We start from the raw sequence: 18,434 nt of genomic DNA, 5'->3' as shown, positions 1-18,434 counted from the left end.
CAGCGTTTCACGGAGGGGGAGGAACCCGCATGACCTGGCAGCCTTTCTACGTCGGCGACGGCGGCGCCCCGACCGACCCCGAGAGCCCCGTCGCGCTCCCCCCGGCCCCGCCCTGGCGCGAGTTCCCGCGCCGCTCCCTGCACGAGCAGTTCGTGCCGCCGCCCGGCCTCGTCGAGGCCGTCAACGCCGCGCTCGCGCTGCGCCGGCCGCTGCTCGTCACCGGACCGGCGGGCTCCGGCAAGTCCACCGTCATCGAACAGGTCGCCGCCGAACTCGCCCTCGGCACCGTCCTGCGCTGGCACATCACCTCCCGCAGCAGCCTCACCGAGGCGCTCTACCGCTACGACGCCCTCGGCCGGATCCACGCGCAGCGCCTCAAGGGCCGAGACGGCGGCGACGACATCGCGCCCTTCCTGCGCATGGGCCCCCTGGGCACCGCCCTGCTGCCCACCGACCGGCCCCGCGCCCTGCTGATCGACGAGATCGACAAGAGCGACCTCGACCTCCCCAGCGACCTGCTCGACGTGCTCGAACGCGGCGAGTTCGAGATCCCCGAACTCGCCCGCTACGGGACCGACGTCGTCGCCGTACGGGAATGGCAGGGCGACGCCCACCACGCCGTACGGCGCGGGCGCGTGCAGTGCACCGAGTTCCCGTTCATCGTCATGACCAGCAACGGCGAACGCGACTTCCCCGCCGCCTTCCTGCGCCGCTGCGTCCGCTTCACCATGCCCCTGCCCACCCCCGAGACCCTGCTGCGGATCGTCGAGGCCCACATGGGCCCCGAGACCGCCCGCACCCCCGAGGCCGACCGGCTCCTCACGGTCTTCCTCGAACGCCTCACCTCGGGCGAGAGCCTCGCCGTCGACCAGCTCCTCAACGCCGTCCACCTGCTCGCCGGGGCCGGCGCGCCCGACGAGAACCGGCGGCAGGCCATCGAGGACCTGATCCTGCGCGAGCTCTCCCATGCCTGATCCCCTGCCCGGACTGCTCTCCGCCCTGCGCAACGCCGTCCCCGACCTGGACGGCACCGCGCTGGCGGAGGCGCTCTGGCTGGCCGCCCACATGGCCGGGGACCGGGCCGCTACCACGGCCCGGTCCGCACCCCCACCCGCACCGTCCACCGCCGACCGGGCCGAGCCGCCGAGTCTGCCGGACACCCCGCCCCGCCCCCAGGAGCCCGCCCCCGCCCCGGCACCCCGCCCGCCAGGCCCGGACGGCCGCCCCGCCCCCGACCTGCGGACCCTGCACGAGCGGCTGCCCGGCAGCGGCAGCCACGTCCGCGGGCACGCCGTGGGCGCGCCCCGCGTCGCCGGACTGCCCCACGCCCTGGAACTGACCCGGGCGTTACGCCCCTGGAAGCGGCGCTGGCCCCGCGGCCGCCACGCCGAACTCGACATCGACGCGACCGTCGACGGCTACGCCCGCAGCGGCGAACTGATCCCCGTCCTGGCGGCGGCGCCCGAGCGCTGGTTCGACCTCGCCCTCGTCGTCGACCGCTCGCCCGGCATGCGCGTCTGGCGCGAGACGATCGCCGAGTTCACCGCCGTCCTCGACCGGCTCGGCGCCTTCCGCACCCTCCAGGTCACCGACCTCGCCTTCGACGACTCCGGCGAACCCCTCGTCCCCGGACAGCTGCGCTCCTCCGACGGGCGCCGGCTCGTCGTCGTGGTCTCCGACTGCATGGCCGACGCCTGGCGCCGCCCCGAGGTCTGGCACCTGCTGCGGGAGTGGGCGGGCGCCACCCCGACCGCCGTGCTCAACCCGCTGCCCACCCGGCTCTGGCGGCGCGGCGGCCTCAACCTCCCCACCGCGCGCTTCACCCCCGCCGCCCCGGGCACCCACCGCAGCCGCGTCCCCGTCGAACCCCCGCCCCTGCTCGGCCCGCCCGGCCCCCGCGACCCCGACGGCCCCGACAGCGCGGGCGCCCCGGACGGCGACTGGCTCCCGATCCCCGTGCTCTCCCTGACCCCGCACTCCCTGGGCCGCTGGTCGCACACCCTGATGCGCGGCGCCCCCGAGGGCTGCACCGCCGTCCTCGTCCCGCCGACCGGACGCACCCCCGGCCCCGCCCGGCCCCCGGCACTCCCGCTGCCGCCCGGGACCCTCGCCCGCAACCTGCTGCGCACCGCGTCGCCGCGCGCGGCCCGACTGGCCGTGCTCTGCTCCCCGTTCGAGCGCCTCAGCCTGCGCCTGATCCACGTCCTGCGCGAGCAGCTGGTCCCGGAGGCCGGCGTCGCGGACGTGGCCGAACTCGTCACCAGCGGCCTCTTCGAGCTGGAGGAGAACGCCACCGGCGGCATCGAACTGGTGCTGCCGGCCGACGCCCGGACCGTCCTGGGCGCCGAGCTGCCCGCCCACGAGCTGTGGGCCGTCCACCAGGAGCTCGACCGGTACGTCGCCACCCGCGACGCCGGACCCGGGCGGCTGCCGTCGGTCGCCCACGACGGGGACGGGCCGCACGACTGGGCCGCCGAGAAGGAGGCCTTCGCGCGGGCGTCGCGGCGCACCCTGGAACTGCTCGGCTTCGCGGAGCCGAGCCGCCCGGACGGGCCGGACCCGTCGGACCCGTCCGACCCATCGGCGGCGGTCGAACCCGACGCGTTCGTCGGGCACACGGAGCTGGTGGCACGGGTGGTGCGCGAACTCGCCGAGGGCGACGATCTCGTCTACGTGACCGCGCGCGACGGCGTTCCCGGAGCCGGGCGCACCGCCTTCGCCCGGCACGTGGCCGACCGCGTCCGCGCGCACTTCCCCGACGGCGTCGTCTTCGTGCCGCTGCGCGGCTCCACCCCGTACCCGCTGCCGCCGGAAGCCGCGCTGTACCAGGTGCTGCGGGAGCTGGGCGTGGCCGAGGAGGAGATCCCGGACGAACACCCGCCGCTCCTGTTCGCAACCCTGGAACAGGAGCTGCGCCGCAGGCTGGCGGGCAAGCGGGTCCTGCTCGTCCTGGACGACCTGGGCGGCCGGCAGGACATGTACCGCTTCGCGACGACCCCGCCCCCCGGCTGCGCCTCCCTGATCACCGGTCGCGAGAAGCCCCGGTCGTGGCGTGCCGAGGACACCGTCGAACTCCCGCCCCTCAGAGGGGAGGACGCCGTGCGGCTGCTCGCCGCGCGCATGGGACCGGACGCCACGCCGGACGCGGCGCGGGAGGCGGTCGGCTCCGGCACCTGGTGGCCGCTCTCCCTGCGCGTCCTGGGCGGAGCGCTGCTCCTCGACGCCGACCCCTCGTCCACGACGAGCAGCCTTCCGGGGCGTCGCCGGTCGACCGAACAGGCCCTGGATCCGGCAGTGTTGGTACGCCACGTGCTCGACATGGACCGGTGGCGCGGCAGCCTGGCGGGCGCCCTGGAACGCCTCGCGGTCGTCAGCTCGGGCGAGTTCACGCTCCAGGAGGCCGTGGCCGTCCTGGAGAGCGACACGGCCGGATCGGCCCGGCTCCTCGACACCCTCGTCCGCGCGGGCCTCCTGGAACGCACGGGCCCGGAACGCTACGCCTTCCCCAACGCCGTCCACGCGGAGGTCGAGAAGGGCACACCGTTCGAGCCCCGGCGCGTGGTGGCCCGGGAGCGCATCGCCCGCTTCCACCGCGCCGCCGCCGCGGCCCTCCGCGAGGAGCGGCACCCCGGCAGCGCGCTGCCCGCCCTGCTCGGCGTGACCCCCGAACCGGCACCACACCCCGAGGTGTGGATCCCCAACGCGCTGGCCCCCTCGGGCCTCGGCCCCCCCGGCCTGGAGGCAGACACCCTGTTCCTCCTCCACGGGACCGGCGCCACGCCCCTGTACCGCGCGCGCTTCGCCCAGGCCGCCCGCTCGCTGATCGACGGGCGCTCGCTGTACGCCGACGAGGCCTGGGTCCGGGCCGTGGTCGCGCTGGCCCACGCCCAGCAGGCGTCCGGGCGCGCGCGCGAGGCCTGGGACACCGTGCACAAGGCCAGCACCTTCCAGCTCCAGGGCGACGCGGCGACCTACGGTCCGACCGCCCTGCTGTTCGCCCGGCTCTCCCTCGACGGGCAGCCGGACGACACGCAGGCGGCGCTCTCCTGGGCCGAGGAGGCCGTGGCGTACCTCGACTCCGGCCCCACCGCCCGCAGCCCGGAGACCACCGACGCGCTGCGCTGTCTGGAACAGGCCCTCGCCGCGTCCGGGGACTACGAGGAACTGCGGTCCGTCCAGAAGCGGTTGGGCCTGCACCTCGCCGCCCGGGAGCTCCACCACGAAGAGGGGCAGGTGCTGCTCCGGCTCTGCGACACCCTCCTGTTCCTCGACCGCCGGGCCGAGGCGGAGGCCCCGGCCCGCCGCGCGCTGGCACTCCTCGAAGCGGCCGGCGACGCGGCGGGCCGGGAGACCGCCGAGCGTCTGCTCCGCACCGCCCGGGAGGCGTCCGACAAGCGGACCCTCGTCGTGCTGGAGGGCCCGGGTCGCGCGTCCCGGCTGGAGGCGGAGACGACGGCCGTCCTCTTCCGCGCCGGACTCGTCGACCAGTTCGAGAGCCACCTCGTCGAGGAGGGCGTCCTGCTGGTCGTCGACGCCCTCGTCCCCGTCCACGAACTGCTGCGGGACCTCGTCGAGCGGCTGCCGCGACGGCTGGACGGCGGCGGGGACGGCGGCCCGCTGCGCCTCGCCGTGCACAGCGGGCCGCTGCGCCTCGGCTCGGACGTCCCGCTGCTCGGTCTCGGCGTCGAGTACACCAGGCAACTGCTCCGGTCCGCCGAGTTCCGCAGGGTGTCGGACAACTACCCGGACGACACCACGCTGTGCGTCTCCCCGGAGGCGTTCGCCGCCCTCCGCGACACCGACGTCGTACGGCGCTTCACGGCGCAGGAGGTCCGGACCCAGGACGGCACCGAGGTCTGCGTGATCCTCACCCCGCTCCTCGACCTCTCCGCGTACGACAGTGAACTCATCGCACTGGCGCGCGTGTTCAACGAGCTCGACCCGGACGGGCGCCGCTTCGCGGGGATCCTGCGGGACTGTGTCGACGGGGCGCTCGACCCCCGGAACACGGGCCGGTTCGACCCGGCGGAACTGGAGCCCGACGAGCGGGCGCGGATTCGCGGGGAGGTGAGGTCGGGGCTCCAGAACGTCTTCCCCTTCGTACGGGGCCGGACGTTCGGCCTGGTGTGGCAACGGCCGCAGGGCGAGGTGCCGTTCGATCTCAAGTTCTCCCTCGACCGGCCGCGCCAGACCTTCGGCCGCACCGCCGTCGGGACCGTGGCCCTGATCGTGTACGCGGACGACGCGCGGGCCAGGTGGTCCGCGGGGCTGGTCCGGGTGCGGCCCGAGCACCTGACGCCCGGCGTCGACCGGGACGGCCTGTCGGCGCTCACGGCGGAGGCGCACCGCAGCGCCGTCCTCTGGCTGCACCGGGACGCGCCGCTCCCCGAGAACGTCCTGCTGCGCCTCGATCCGGAGACGCGGGACGACATCCTCTCCCGCCCCGACGACGTCTCCCGCGTCATCGAACTCTTCCGCCGGATCCGCTTCCGCACGCTGCCCGCCTCCGCGCTGCGCCCCCTGATCCGGGACACCGACCCGGCCCGCACGGTGCGCCTCGCGGGCGCCGCCCTGCGCGAGGACGGCCTGCTGCTCCTGACCGGCAACCCGCGCGGCAGGGAGACCGCCGGGACGCTGCGGCTGCCGGTCCCGGAGCCCGACGAGTACGTGTGCGCCCCGCTCACCCGGCGCCGCTCCGAGCACGGCGCGCGGCCCTCCGTCGTCGCCGACGGAGCCGCCTGGGTCGTCGCGGGGGAGGGCGACGAACTCGCCCCGCTCCCGGCCGGGTTCCCGGCCCTCCGCAACCGGTGAGAAGGCGCCGGGTGAGGAGTCCGCGATCCGCCGCGTGATCTAATTCCGGGAATGCGTTTCGGAATCCTCGGCGACACCCGGGCCTGGCACGACGACGGCACCGAGGTGGCCCTCGGCGGCCCCGCGCGCAGGGCCCTGCTGGCCCTGCTCCTCGTGCGTCCCGGCGCCGTCGTGCCGGCGGAGCGGCTGGCCGAGGAGGTCGAACCGGGCGGCGCGGTGACCGCGCACGCCCTCCAGTCCCAGGTGTCCCGGCTGCGCGCGGCGCTGCCCGAAGGGGCGGTGATCGAGCGGAGCGGATCCGGCTACCGCATCGTCCTCGACGCCACCGACGCCGACGCCGTGGACTCCGTACGGTTCGAGCGGGCGGCCGCCGAGGGGCGCACCGCCCTGCGCGAGGGCGACCCCCGGCGGGCGGCGGCCGTCCTGCGCGAGGCGCTGGGACTGTGGCGGGGGCCCGCGCTGGCCGGGCTGCCCGACAGTGAGACGGCCCGCACGGCCGCGATCCGCCTGGAGGAGCTGCGGCTGGCCGCCGTCGAGGACCGGATCGAGGCCGAACTGTGCTCCGGCGAGCACCGCGCCGCCGTCCCCGAACTGCGCGAACTGGTCGACGCGCACCCGCTGCGCGAACGGCCGGCGGCGCTGCTGATCCGGGCGCTGTTCGCCCAGGGCGGCCAGGCGGAGGCGCTGCTGGTGTTCGAGGAGACCAGACGCCGGCTCGCCGACGAGCTCGGCGCCGACCCCTCACCCGAACTGAGCAGGCTCCACCGCGAGTTGCTGGACTCCGGCGGCCTGCCCGCCCCCACCGGGCCGCCCGCCCCGCTCACCGCGTTCATCGGCCGCGAGACCGAGACGGCCGAGCTCGCCGCCCTCCTCGGGGCGGCCCGACTGGTCTGCCTCACCGGCCCCGGCGGCGTCGGCAAGACCCGTCTGTCGGCCGAGGTCGCGCGCGCACTGCACAGCGCGGGCGACGAGATCTGCTTCGTCGAACTGGCCGCCCTGCGCGACGGATCGGGCCTCGCGCAGGCGCTGCTCGCCGCGCTCGGACTGCGCGGGAGCGGCCTCCAGCTGGCGGAGGGCCCGCTGGAGCCCGTCGACCGCCTGATCACGGCCCTGGCCGCCCGGCCGCTCCTCCTCGTCCTCGACAACTGCGAGCACGTCGTCGACGAGGCCGCCGCGCTGGTGGCCCGGCTGCTGTCGGCCTGCCCCCGGCTGCGCGTCCTCGCCACCAGCAGGGAACCCCTCGGGGTGATCGGCGAGCACGTACGGCAGGTCAGACCGCTCGACGAGGCCGCCGCCGTACGCCTCTTCGAGGACCGGGCCCGTGCCGTACGTCCGGGGCCCGCGCCCGACCCCGAGACCGTACGCCGGATCTGCGCCGCCCTGGACGGACTCCCGCTCGCCGTCGAACTCGTCGCGGCCCGGCTGCGGACCCTGGAGCTCGACGCGCTCGCGGGCCGGGTCGGCGACCTGCTCGCGGTCACCGCCCGCGGCAGCCGCGCCGCCGACGCCCGGCACCGCACGCTGCGGTCGGTGGTCTCCTGGAGCTGGGAGCTGCTCACGGCGGACGAACAGCGCGCGGCCCGGCGCTTCGCCGTCTTCACCGCGGGAGCGACCGCCGAAGCCGCCCTGCGGGTGTGCGGCATGGACGGCGACACCCTCGAATCGCTGGTCGACAAGTCGCTCATCGAAGCCGCCGGCGGCGGATGCCACCGGATGCTGGAGACCGTACGCGCCTACGCGGCCGAACAGTTGAGGGAGGCCGGCGAGGAGGAGCCGACCGGACGGCGGCACGCCGAGCACCTCCTCGGACTCCTCGACGCGGCCGCCCCGCACCTGCTGCGCGCCGCACAACTGGAGTGGCTCCCGCGCACGGCCGCCGAGGACGGCGACCTCGCGGCGGCGACGCACCGGGCCCTCGCCGCCCACGACCCGGGCACGGCCCTGCGCCTGCTCGCCGCCGCCGCCACCTCGCTGTGGATCCGCGGCGCCGCCGCCCCGCTCGCGCCCCGGGCCGCCGCCGTGCTCGACGCCCTCGGCTCCACCCCGCCGGACGGGCTCGGGGAGGAGTACGCGGTGTGCGTGCTGCTCGCGGCGGCCGGTGCGGCCGACACCGCCGACGGCACCGCGCCCTCCTGGCGCCGCTGCCGGGAAAGCGCCCAACAGGCCCTGGACGCCGTGTGGTCGGGCGAGCGGGCCGGGCGCCGGCCGGCGGCGCTGCTGGTGTGGATGCTGCGGAACGCGGGGGAGGCCGACCCCGGGGCCGCGTTCGGGCTCGTGTCGGCCCAACGCGACAGCCCGGAGCCGTGGGCACGGGCGGCGGCCGCGTTCGTGGCCGGGTACGGGCCGCTGGCCGACGGCGACATCGCGGGCGCCGAACGGGCCTTCGCCGACGCCGTCGACGGCTTCCGCGCGCTCGGCGACCGCTGGGGCACCGCCCTCGCCCTGGACGCCCTCGCCGGACTCGCCGGCGTCCGCGGCGACCACGAGGCCGCCGTGACCCTGACCGACCGGGCCCTGGCACTCGCCCGGGAACTCGGCGCCCTGGAGGACTCCGCCGACCTCCTCGTCAACCGCGGCGACCACCACATCGCCCGCGACCCCGCCCGGGCCCGCGCCGACTACACCGAGGCCGCGGCCCTCGCCCGCGCCGGCGGCAGCTCCGCCGGCCTGGCCGCGGCACTGCGCGGGCTCGGCGACCTCGCGCTCCTCGACGGGGACCTCGACGAGGCGCTCCGCCGCTACGGCGAGGCCCTCGACCGGATCGACCCGCTCTGGGTGCGGAACCTGGGCAACCGCGTCTGCTGCCTCGCGGGGCTGGGCCGGGTCGCCGAGGCCCGCGGCGACCTCACGACGGCCCGCGCCCGCTACCGCGAGGCCGCCGACTCCGTCGCCGGGCTGGGCCCCGGACTCGCGGACACCCTCCGCCTGATGGGCCTGCCCGCGGCCACCGTGGACGCCGTCCTGCACGCGCGCTCACCGGCCCGGTGAGCCGCCGGTGAGCGTCCGGTGAGCGCCCCCGGACAAGCTCTGCGGCATGACGAACACGACCTTCACGAACGCCGCCCGGCCCACCACCGCCCGCAAGCTGGACATCCTGATCTCCGGCGCCTCCGTCGCCGGCCCGGCCCTCGCCCTCCTCCTCCACCGCCACGGCTTCAACCCCACCGTCGTGGAACGCGCCCCCGCCCTCCGCGACGGCGGCTACGCCGTCGACTTCCGGGGCCACGCCCACCTGAAGGTGCTGCGCACCCTCGGCATCCTGGAGGCCGTCGAGGGCGCCCGTACGGGCAACGGCTCCATGGCGTACGTCAACGCGGCCGGCAAGCCCGTCGCGCAGCTGCCCGCCGACCTCTTCGCGGGGGACGTCGAGATCCTCCGCGGCGACCTCGCCCGCATCCTGTACGACGCGACCAGCCCGTACACCGAATACCTCTTCGGCGACTCGGTCACCTCGCTCACCGAGGACGCCACCGGCGTCGCCGTCACCTTCGAACGCTCCGCGCCCCGCCGCTTCGACCTGGTCATCGGCGCCGACGGGCTCCGCTCCACGACCCGGCGGCTCGCCTTCGGCCCGGAGGAGGAGTTCGTCCGCCACCTGGGCGTCCACTGCGCGGTCTTCACCACCGACAACCACCTGGGCCTCGACCACACCGGGCACGCCTACCGCACCGCGAACAAGATGGTCGCGATGTACAGCGCCCGCCACAACACCGAGGCGAAGGCCGTCTTCTACTTCGGCTCCCCGGACGCGGACCTGGACCGGCGGGACACGGCACGCCAGCAGGAGGTGCTCGTCGAGCGGTTCGCGGGCAACGGCTGGGAGAGCGAGCGGCTGCTCGACGCCATGCGGCACGCCCCCGACTTCTACTTCGACTCCGTCGCCCAGGTCCGGATGGACCGATGGACCCGGGGCCGGGTCGCGCTCGTCGGCGACGCCGCGTACGCCCCTTCCTCGCTCTCGGGGATGGGCACGGGCCTGGCCCTAGTCGGCGCCTACGTCCTCGCGGGCGAACTCGCCGCCGCCGGGGGCGACCACGAGGTGGCCTTCGCCCGCTACGAGGACGAACTGCGGGCGTACGCGGAGGGCTGCCGGAAGATGGGCGACGGCGTCGCCAAGCTGATGGTCCCCGGCAGCCGTTTCGCGGCGGCCGCGCTCAACCGCTACTACAAGGTGATGCCGTACCTCCCCGGCCGGAACATGGCCGCGAAGATCGCCCGCAAGACCGCCGAGAACATCGTCCTGCGCGACTACACCAACGGGTGAGGCGTGTCGTGGGCATCGGCGCGGGGCACGCCGTCCGGCACCGTGTGAGCATCAGCGCGGGGCACGGCGCGGGACACCGGGTGCGGCACGGCGTGCGTCACCGGGTGAGCAGCCGTACGCACCGCGCACGCCGCCGCGAAGCCCCGCGGGACGCGTACGTCGGTGAGCGTCCAGCCGGGCACCGGCAGCGGGCGTGCGCCCGTCCCCACCACGGTGTCGGCGAACCCGCTGCCGGAGAGGCCCTGGCCCGTCCCCTTCAGATACGCCTCCTTGCGCGTCCAGCAGCGCGTGAAGGCCGAGGCGAGCGGGGCGCCGTCGAGCAGGGCGAGCTCACGCCGCTCGTCCGGGTGGAGCGCGCTCGCCACACTGCCGACCGTCCGCGCCTCGGGGACACCCTCGACGTCCACGCCGACGGGGACGGGCGCGAAGGCGACCAGGGCGAGGTCCCGGCTGTGGGAGAGCGAGAAGTGCAGCCCGGCCGCCTCCCCGGCGAACACCGGCCGCCCGTGCGGTCCGCCGCACCCCGGGCAGTCCTGACGCGCGAACACCAGCCCCTCGGGCGCCTGCCCGAGGTAGGCCCCGGCCAGCACCCGCAGCGCCGTGTGCGCGGCCACGTAGACCTCCCGGTCGACCGCCCGCCGCAACCGCCCCGCCCGGTGCCGCTCCTCGGCGTCGAGCACCCCCGGGCCCCCCGCCGCCGCGACCGCCCCGGGCGGCACCAGCCACACCTCGGCCGCCCCGGGCGGCGCGGCCGCCGGCCGGTCGCGGCCGAACTCCTTCGGGATGATCTCGGCTACGTCCACGGCCCCGACTCTAGGCCGATCCGGCGCCCGGGAAGCCCCGTTCTCCCGGTTCGGGCGTGACCGGGCTCTCGGTGCGCCCGCCCCTCGCGTTCCGTACCCTCGAAAAGCCGGCCGCTGTACAGTGAACAACGCCCTTGACCTGCACAAAGCGGGCAGGGAGCCGAGTCTAGGAGCGCTTTCGTGCTGCGAACCATGTTCAAGTCCAAGATCCACCGTGCCACCGTCACCCAGGCCGATCTCCACTACGTCGGCTCCGTCACCGTCGACGCCGAGCTGATGGAGGCCGCCGACCTCCTCCCCGGCGAGCTGGTCCACATCGTCGACATCGACAACGGGGCCCGCCTGGAGACCTATGTCATCGAGGGCGAGCGCGGCTCCGGTGTCATCGGGATCAACGGGGCCGCGGCCCATCTCGTGCACCCGGGGGACCTGGTCATCCTCATCAGCTACGCCCAGGTGGCGGACGCCGAGGCGCGGACGCTCGTGCCGCGTGTCGTGCACGTGGACGGCGAGAACCGCATCGTGGAGCTGGGACAGGACGCGTCCGCGCCGGTTCCGGGCAGCGAGACGGTGCGCGCGCCGCACGCGGTGCCCGCTCAGGTCTGAGCCCCCCAGGCGGCCGGAAGGCCGCGGCCGAGGAGTCCGGGAGGACCGCAGCATGGCCGAGTTGACGATCCGCGAGGACCGGGAGAAGGGGCGCCTGGAGGCGTTCGACGACGGCGAGTACGCCGGTGTCGTCGTCTACTTCGCCCTGGACACCGAGCCGCACGCCCTCGTCGCGGTGCACACCGTGGTGGAGGCGACCCACGAGGGGAAGGGCGTCGCGGGCGCGCTGGTCCGGGAGTTCTACCGGATCGCCGCCGCCGAGGGCGTCCCCGTCGTCCCGCTCTGCCCGTACGCGGCGAAGTGGGCCGAACGGCATCCCGAGGAGGCACCGGCGCCCTCGGAGGAGGTCACCCGGGCGGCCAAGCGGCAGCTCAAGGCCTCGCCGGAGCTGTGGTGACCCCAGCGCCCGGCGGGCCGCTCGCCCTGCTGCACACCTCGCCGGTCCACGTACCCGTCTTCGACGCGCTGCGGGACCGGCACCACCCCGGGCTCGGCCTGCGCCACCTCGTCCACGAGGGGCTGCTCGACCAGGCCCGGGCCGAGGGCCCCGACACCGTGGCCGACGAGGTCGGGCGTGTCCTCGCCGAGGCCGTCGCCGACGGGGCGGGCGCCGTCCTGTGCACCTGCTCCACCCTCGGCGCCGTCGCCGAGGCGCGGGCCGGCGCCCTCGGTGTGCCCGTGCTGCGCGTCGACCGTCCGATGGCCGCCCAGGCCATGCGCAGCGGGCGGCCCGTGCTGATCGTCGCGGCCGTGCGGTCCACGGTGCGGCCCACCCTGGACCTGCTCCGGGAGGAGTCCACCGACCGGACCACGTTCGTCGGCACCCTGGTGGTGACGGAGGCGTGGGAGCGGTTCGAGGCGGGCGACCGGGAGGGGTACCTCGACACCGTCGCCGCCGCCGTGGAAGGGATCGACCCCGCCGAGGAGCCCGTGGTCGTGCTGGCCCAGGCCTCCATGGCCGACGCCGCCGCCCGCGTACGCACCCCTCTGACGGTGCTGTCCAGTCCCGGTACGGGGCTCGCGGCGGCGGCCCGCGCGGTCGGCCACCGACCCGAATGAACGGGCTCCGCGCGCGCGGGCGCGCGGACCGGGGGAACCTGGAGCCGACCCTGCCCCCGAGCACCGGAGTCCGCCATGACGCAGCCCCCGTACCCCGATCCGCTGCCGCCGCCCGTCCCGCCGCCCGTTCCCCCGCCGGTGCCCTCGCCCCCGCCCGTCCCGCCGCCGAGCCCGGTGCCGGGGCCGCCGCCGGGCCCGGTCCCCGTACCCGAGCCGGAGCCCCAGCCGCAGCCGGGTCCCGCGGGGCGTTGACGGCGAGGTGACGGACCCGCCCGGCGATTGTGCCAGGGGCCTTGTCACGTACGGTTGCCCGCCCCTACCGTGGGCGACTGCCGATGCGTTCAAGGGGGGCCCATGGCCTTACGCGGGAGACACCGCCGCCGGTACCAGCCGAGCCTGATCAACCGTGCCTCGCTGACCGTCACCGCGGGCGGTGCCGGAATGGCGCTGCCGCTGATCGGCGCGGGCACGGCCCAGGCGGCCTCGCTCGACGTCTGGGAGAAGCTGGCCGCCTGCGAGTCCACCTCCAACTGGCAGATCAACACCGGCAACGGCTACTTCGGCGGCCTCCAGTTCAGCCAGTCCACCTGGGAGCGGTACGGCGGCACGCACTACGCGCCGCGCGCCGATCTCGCCTCCAAGGACCAGCAGATCGCCGTCGCCGAACGCGTGCTCAAGGGGCAGGGGCCGGGCGCCTGGCCGGGCTGCGCGCCGGGCGCCGGGCTCGAACGGGGCGGCGAAGCACCCGACTTGGCGCCGCAGACGCAGCGCACCCGCCCGCTGACCGACACCGCCACGGCCGCCGGCGTCGCGAAGACCGCGCTGCCCGCACAGCGGAAGAAGCCGGCGGGCACCAGCCCGACCGCCGTGCCGAGCGTCCGCGAGATGTACACGGTCACCCCCGGCGACTCCCTCTCCGCCATCGCCCGCGACGAGCACCTCCGGGGCGGCTGGCAGCGGCTCTACGAGTCCAACCGGAAGGTCGTCGGCGACGACCCCGACCTCATCTACCCGGGCCAGCGGCTGACCCTGCGGATGAGCGCCCCCACGAAGCCCCCGAAGGCCGACACGAAGCCCCCGAGGGCCGACACGAAGCCCACGAGCCCCACGCGGCCCGGCAGGCCCGCGACCGAGCCCTCCACGACGAAGCCGGTCGCCAAGCCCCCGGCCACGCAGGCGCCCGCGACCAAGACGCCCGCCACGAAGGCGCCCGCCACCAAAGCGCCCGCGGCCAAGCCCGTCACCCGCCCGGTGACGAGGCCCGGCACCACCCCGGCGGCCAGGCCACCGGCCGCCCGCCCCGTGCACAAGCCCGCGCCGAAGCCGGTCGCGAAGCCCGTGCACAAGCCCGCGCCCAAGCCGGTCCACAAGCCCGCCGCCCGCCCCGCAGTCCCCGAGGCCGACCACTTCGCCGCGCCCGTCGCCGACACCGACATCGGCACCCGGTACCGCAAGGAGGGCTCCTCCTGGGCCAGCGGCTACCACACGGGCGTCGACTTCCCGGTCCCGACCGGTACCTCGGTGCGGGCCGTCGCCTCCGGCAAGGTGGTCTCCGCCGGGTGGGCCGGCTCGTACGGCTACCAGGTCGTCATCCGCCACGCGGACGGCCGCTACAGCCAGTACGCGCACCTGTCCGCGCTGAACGTGCGCGAGGGGCAGCGGGTCAACCCCGGTCAGCGCATCGCGCGTTCAGGATCGACCGGCAACAGTTCGGGACCGCACCTCCACTTCGAGATGCGCACGGGTCCCGGGTACGGCTCCGACATCGACCCCCTGGCCTACCTCCGCGCCCGGGGCGTGTCGATCTGATCGTGTCCCGCCGGCCCTCGTCCGGTCTGACACCGCGGGCGCGTCCTCGGCCCGGGTCAGCCGGTCGAGGGTGAGCTGGACCAGGCCGCCCGCCGCCACCGCGCCGCAGATCAGCGCGGCGACGGCGCCGGCCGTCCCATAGCGGAACGATTCGCCGAACAGCGTCAGGCCCACCGCCGCGGCGATCACCGGGTTCACCACGGTGACCGTGGCGAGCGGGGCCGCGAGGCCCGCGCCCCGGTACGAGGCCTGGGACAGCAGCAGTCCGGTCACCGCGAGCGCCGAGAGGGTCAGCAGGCTGGTCCACTCGGCGAGCGGCGCGCTCGCCGTCCACTCCTCGGCGACGGTCTTGGTGAAGACCGAGGCGATGCCGAAGGACACCCCGGCCGCGGCGGCCAGGACCACGCTGCGCAGCACCGTGCGGCCCACCAGCCGGGCCAGGACGAACAGCAGGGCCACCGCGCCGAAGGTCGTCACCGTGAGCAGGTGCCGCTCGCCGTCGGAGAGGGACTGGGTGCCGGTGCCGCCGGTCAGGCTGAGCAGCCCGGCCAGGCCCACGGTCGCCATCACGGCGCCCCGCCAGGCCGTGCGACCGGCCTTGCGGCCCACCAGGAGCGCCGCCATCGGCAGCGCGAACACGATGGTCAGGGCGCCCAGCGGCTGGACCAGGCTGAGCGGCCCATAGGCCAGCGCGGCCACGTGGAGGGCAGCGCCGAGCCCGTTGAGCAGCACGGAGCCCCACCACGCGGGGGTGCGCAGCGGGGCGTAGCGCGGTCCGGTGGCGGAGGCCGCGACGCGCTCCTGCACGATCGCCGCGGCCGCGTAGGCGACCGCCGAGACCAGGGCCAGGAGCACGGACAGCAGGAGGGGGCTCATACCTTCCACGATCTCTCTCCTGAGCGCTCCCGTCTTCGTACCTGGGGACGCGATCGGAGGTACCGCAGATGGAGTACGAACCCCCCTCGTACACCCTGGGATGTACGCCTGTGCAGGTCAGGCCGGGTGGAATGCGACCATTCCGGTGTCCAGGTCGAAGCGGGCGCCGACGATCCGGGCGTCGGCGAAGGCCGCATCCCGAGCCAGTCGGCGGGTGACGCGGTCCACATTGGCCCGCACCGTGTTCTCGACCCAGTCGCCGGGCAGGTGGCGGGTCGCGCGGGCCGCCGGAGCGAGTTCCTCGACCACTCGTTCGATGTGTCCTTCGACGGGATGCCCGGTCCGTACGTGTTCGATGGCCGCCGCCGCGGCGCCGCAGCGCTCGTGCCCGAGGACCACGATCAGCCGGACGTGCAGCTCCTCCAGGGCGAACTGGACGGAACCGAGCACCGCCTCGTCGACGGCCTGGCCGGCCGAGCGCACGCCGATGAGGTCGCCGAGGCCCTGGTCGAAGACGAGTTCCGGCGGGACGCGGGAGTCTATGCAGCCGATCACGGTGGCGAAGGGCTGCTGGGAGACCGCGACGGCGGCCCGGCGGGCGGCGTCCTGGTGCGGGTACTGCTGCCGGAGCGCGGCGTAGCGGGCGTTCCCGGCGCGCAGCTCGGCGAGCGCGGCGGCCGGGTCGAGCGGCCCGGGGGCCGAACTTGATCGAACTGGATCGACTATCGGAACGGGCTCCTGCCGGACCGGACCGTGGGCGCGTACGGGAGGATGCCGGAGTGGATCTCGACGACAGCGCACAGGTGGGCGGCTTCTTCGCGCTGCGCACCGCCCCGCCCGGCCCCGGCACGGCACACGTCCCGCTCTCCCGGCTGTACGCGGGGGAGGACGGCCCCCTCGCCGCGCGCGTGGACCGGGTCGCCGCCCGGCTCGGCGCCCCCGAGCGCAGGGTCGGCGCCTCGGTCGCGCACCTCGGCCTCGCCGCCCGGCTGTGGTCCACCGCCCTCGGCCCCGCCGCCCTGCACGGCCGCTTCCCCGACCTGTCGCCCGCCACCCTGCACTGGGACGGCGCGCTCACCTCGCCCGACGACCTGTGGTGGTCCGGCACCGCCACCCGCCCCGCCGGCGTCGACGAGCTGCGGGCCGCCGTCCACGAGGCCCACCTCGTCCCGCTGCACGCGGCCTTCGCCCGCGACGGGCGGATCTCCGGGCGGCTGCTGTGGGGCAACGCGGGCTCCGCGCTGGCCGGAGCGCTGCGCGAGCTCGTCCGCTGGGCCCACGCCCACGCCCGCCCCGACGCCGCCGAGCGCGCCACCGCCCTCGTCCAGGGCCTCTTCGACCACCCCGATCTGGCCCGCACCGTCCGGGGTCCCGCCCTGCGCCGTACCAGCTGCTGCCTCTACTACCGCTGCCCCTCCGGAGGGCTGTGCGGCGACTGTGTGTTCGACCACGCCCCTCGAACGGGTTTGGAGGGGCGGCCCTCCGCTCCGTAAAGTTGCGTCTTTGGAAGTACTGACGGAGTACTGACGGCGCGAGCGATCGAGGAACGACGAAGGCCATGACGGTGACTGAAGAGACCCAGGACCACGGGCCGGGCATCGACCCCGAGCGCCTGGCCGTCTGCCTGAGCGTGCTCGACGAGCTGGACAAGATCGACGTCGACCACCCGGACGCGATCACCGTCCGCCGCGCGACCGCCGGCATCTACCGGACCGTGAAGCAGCGCCGCCGCCAGGAGCGCCGCGCCTCCAAGACCGCCCACGACAAGGCCGTCACCGAGGCCACGGCGACCGGCTCCGCGCAGCGCATCGACGACGAGACCGAGGGCATCCTGCCCTCCTCGGTCACCGAGGCCGGCAAGATCGCCGGGATACTCCAGCGCCCGCGCTCCTGCTACACCTGCAAGACGCGCTACGTCGAGGTCGACTACTTCTACCACCAGCTCTGCCAGGACTGCGCCGCCCTGAACCGGGGCCGCCGCGACGCCCGCACCGACCTCACCGGCAAGCGCGCGCTGCTCACGGGCGGCCGCGCCAAAATCGGCATGTACATCGCGCTGCGGCTGCTGCGCGACGGCGCCCACACCACCATCACCACCCGCTTCCCCAAGGACGCCATCCGCCGCTTCAAGGCGATGGAGGACTCGGCGGAGTGGATGCACCGCCTGGAGGTCGTCGGCATCGACCTGCGCGACCCCGCGCAGGCCGTGGCCCTGGCCGACCAGGTCGCCGAGGCCGGACCGCTCGACATCCTCGTCAACAACGCGACGCAGACCGTGCGCCGCCTCGCCTCCGCCTACGCGGCCCTGGTCGACGGCGAGAGCGCCCCGCTGCCCGCGGGCGAGCTCCCCGCGCACCACGTCATCGGCGCCTTCGGCTCCGGCGCGGTCGGCGAGCTCGGCGCCGGGACCGCGCTGCCCGCCGGTGTCAGCGGGCTCGACGCCCAGCAGGTCGCCGACCTCGCGCTCGTCGCGGGCAACGCGAGCGTCGCCCGGCACCTCGACGGCACCGCCATCGACGCGGGCGGCCTCGTCCCGGACGTCGTCGACTCCAACACCTGGGTGCAGTCCATCGAGCAGATCTCGCCGGTGGAGCTCCTGGAGACCCAGCTGTGCAACTACACGGCGCCGTTCATCCTGATCAGCAAGCTGCGCACGGTGATGGCCGAGGCCGCCGCCAAGGCGTCCAGCGGGCGCTCGTACGTCGTCAACGTCTCCGCCATGGAGGGCGTCTTCAGCCGCGGCTACAAGGGCGCCGGTCACCCGAACACCAACGCGGCGAAGGCCGCGATGAACATGGTGACGCGCACCAGCGCCCAGGAGATGTTCGAGACCGACCGCATCCTCATGACCTCGGTCGACACCGGCTGGATCACCGACGAGCGTCCCCACTTCGACAAGCTGCGCCTCGCCGAGGCCGGCTTCCACGCCCCGCTCGACCTCGTCGACGGCGCGGCCCGGGTGTACGACCCGATCGTGCGTGGCGAGCTGGGTGAAGACCTTTACGGCGTCTTCATGAAGGATTACGCGCCCGGTAACTGGTAGTTCATCCGCTTCCGCCCGAAAAGGCGTCACCCGTTCGCGTCACACTTTGGTGCCCCATAGAGCGCTGGCGCGCTCATCTGGTTAATCTGATGTCCACGGTCGGCCACCGGGGTTTCACCAAACCCTCACGGCCGGCCTGGGGACAGGCCTTCCACCAAGGTCG

General features: G+C 75.3%; 13 protein-coding genes. 10 read left to right on the top strand and 3 right to left on the bottom strand.

Annotated features, from left to right (window positions below):
• The first annotated feature begins 29 nt into the window (after positions 1–29).
• Genes ACZ3ZE_RS08725 through ACZ3ZE_RS08710 form a run of 4 tightly spaced genes read left to right on the top strand, consistent with a single transcriptional unit; the run spans position 30 to position 10,075 of the window.
• Positions 30–974, top strand: a complete 945-nt coding sequence (locus ACZ3ZE_RS08725; protein WP_361173041.1) for an AAA family ATPase — start codon at positions 30–32, stop codon at positions 972–974.
• A complete protein-coding gene (locus ACZ3ZE_RS08720) occupies positions 967–5,811 on the top strand; it encodes a NaeI family type II restriction endonuclease (protein WP_467258087.1) in 4,845 nt (1,614 codons plus the stop codon). The genes ACZ3ZE_RS08725 and ACZ3ZE_RS08720 overlap by 8 nt, the downstream gene beginning before the upstream one ends.
• Before the next feature lie 51 nt (positions 5,812–5,862).
• Entirely contained in the window at positions 5,863–8,799 is a 2,937-nt protein-coding gene (locus ACZ3ZE_RS08715; protein ID WP_467258084.1) for a BTAD domain-containing putative transcriptional regulator, read from the top strand.
• Between the two features lie 46 nt (positions 8,800–8,845).
• A complete protein-coding gene (locus tag ACZ3ZE_RS08710) occupies positions 8,846–10,075 on the top strand; it encodes an FAD-dependent monooxygenase (protein WP_467258082.1) in 1,230 nt (409 codons plus the stop codon).
• On the opposite strand, the gene ACZ3ZE_RS08705 is transcribed toward ACZ3ZE_RS08710, so the two are convergent.
• The gene (locus ACZ3ZE_RS08705; protein WP_467258080.1) at positions 10,060–10,878 is read right to left on the bottom strand and encodes a 4'-phosphopantetheinyl transferase family protein; all 819 of its coding nucleotides are present in this window, start codon (positions 10,876–10,878) and stop codon (positions 10,060–10,062) included. The genes ACZ3ZE_RS08710 and ACZ3ZE_RS08705 overlap by 16 nt on opposite strands.
• Positions 10,879–11,058: 180 nt before the next feature.
• Here ACZ3ZE_RS08705 and panD point away from each other — a divergent pair, with 180 nt between their 5' ends.
• The 4 genes from panD (at position 11,059) to ACZ3ZE_RS08685 (ending at position 14,352) form a co-directional block, all read left to right on the top strand.
• The gene (panD, locus tag ACZ3ZE_RS08700) at positions 11,059–11,484 is read left to right on the top strand and encodes an aspartate 1-decarboxylase (protein WP_329426278.1); all 426 of its coding nucleotides are present in this window, start codon (positions 11,059–11,061) and stop codon (positions 11,482–11,484) included.
• Positions 11,485–11,536: 52 nt separating this feature from the next.
• Entirely contained in the window at positions 11,537–11,881 is a 345-nt protein-coding gene (locus tag ACZ3ZE_RS08695) for a GNAT family N-acetyltransferase (protein WP_361173057.1), read from the top strand.
• Positions 11,878–12,543, top strand: coding sequence for an aspartate/glutamate racemase family protein (locus ACZ3ZE_RS08690; protein ID WP_467258079.1), 666 nt, complete (start codon positions 11,878–11,880; stop codon positions 12,541–12,543). The genes ACZ3ZE_RS08695 and ACZ3ZE_RS08690 overlap by 4 nt, the downstream gene beginning before the upstream one ends.
• Before the next feature lie 354 nt (positions 12,544–12,897).
• Complete coding sequence (locus ACZ3ZE_RS08685) at positions 12,898–14,352, top strand: peptidoglycan DD-metalloendopeptidase family protein (RefSeq protein ID WP_467258078.1); 1,455 nt, start codon at positions 12,898–12,900, stop codon at positions 14,350–14,352.
• Here ACZ3ZE_RS08685 and ACZ3ZE_RS08680 read toward each other — a convergent pair.
• Both ACZ3ZE_RS08680 and ACZ3ZE_RS08675 read right to left on the bottom strand, forming a co-directional pair.
• Positions 14,233–15,228 carry a DMT family transporter gene (locus ACZ3ZE_RS08680; protein ID WP_361173066.1) on the bottom strand — a complete coding sequence of 332 codons (996 nt, stop codon included), beginning with the start codon at positions 15,226–15,228 and terminating at the stop codon, positions 14,233–14,235. The two genes, ACZ3ZE_RS08685 and ACZ3ZE_RS08680, sit on opposite strands and share 120 nt — an antisense overlap.
• Before the next feature lie 117 nt (positions 15,229–15,345).
• A complete protein-coding gene (locus ACZ3ZE_RS08675; RefSeq protein WP_467258076.1) occupies positions 15,346–16,029 on the bottom strand; it encodes a carbonic anhydrase in 684 nt (227 codons plus the stop codon).
• On the opposite strand from ACZ3ZE_RS08675, the gene ACZ3ZE_RS08670 reads away from it, so the two are divergent.
• Entirely contained in the window at positions 16,008–16,721 is a 714-nt protein-coding gene (locus tag ACZ3ZE_RS08670; protein WP_363292439.1) for an IucA/IucC family C-terminal-domain containing protein, read from the top strand. The genes ACZ3ZE_RS08675 and ACZ3ZE_RS08670 overlap by 22 nt on opposite strands.
• Positions 16,722–16,786: 65 nt before the next feature.
• Positions 16,787–18,271 carry an SDR family NAD(P)-dependent oxidoreductase gene (locus ACZ3ZE_RS08665; protein WP_361173074.1) on the top strand — a complete coding sequence of 495 codons (1,485 nt, stop codon included), beginning with the start codon at positions 16,787–16,789 and terminating at the stop codon, positions 18,269–18,271.
• Positions 18,272–18,434 lie beyond the last annotated feature (163 nt).

It is taken from the genome of Streptomyces sp. NPDC023157, from assembly GCF_055560575.1.
This window is presented reverse-complemented; position numbering and strand designations above follow the sequence as displayed.

Bases quoted from the DNA above. Each gene is read 5' to 3' on its own strand.
- ACZ3ZE_RS08720 (WP_467258087.1), top strand. From the start codon at position 967: ATGCCTGATCCCCTGCCCGGACTGCTCTCCGCCCTGCGCAACGCCGTC.
- ACZ3ZE_RS08695 (WP_361173057.1), top strand. From the start codon at position 11,537: ATGGCCGAGTTGACGATCCGCGAGGACCGGGAGAAGGGGCGCCTGGAG.
- ACZ3ZE_RS08665 (WP_361173074.1), top strand. From the start codon at position 16,787: ATGACGGTGACTGAAGAGACCCAGGACCACGGGCCGGGCATCGACCCC.
- ACZ3ZE_RS08715 (WP_467258084.1), top strand. From the start codon at position 5,863: ATGCGTTTCGGAATCCTCGGCGACACCCGGGCCTGGCACGACGACGGC.
- ACZ3ZE_RS08725 (WP_361173041.1), top strand. From the start codon at position 30: ATGACCTGGCAGCCTTTCTACGTCGGCGACGGCGGCGCCCCGACCGAC.
- ACZ3ZE_RS08710 (WP_467258082.1), top strand. From the start codon at position 8,846: ATGACGAACACGACCTTCACGAACGCCGCCCGGCCCACCACCGCCCGC.
- ACZ3ZE_RS08685 (WP_467258078.1), top strand. From the start codon at position 12,898: ATGGCCTTACGCGGGAGACACCGCCGCCGGTACCAGCCGAGCCTGATC.
- ACZ3ZE_RS08680 (WP_361173066.1), bottom strand. From the start codon at position 15,228: ATGAGCCCCCTCCTGCTGTCCGTGCTCCTGGCCCTGGTCTCGGCGGTC.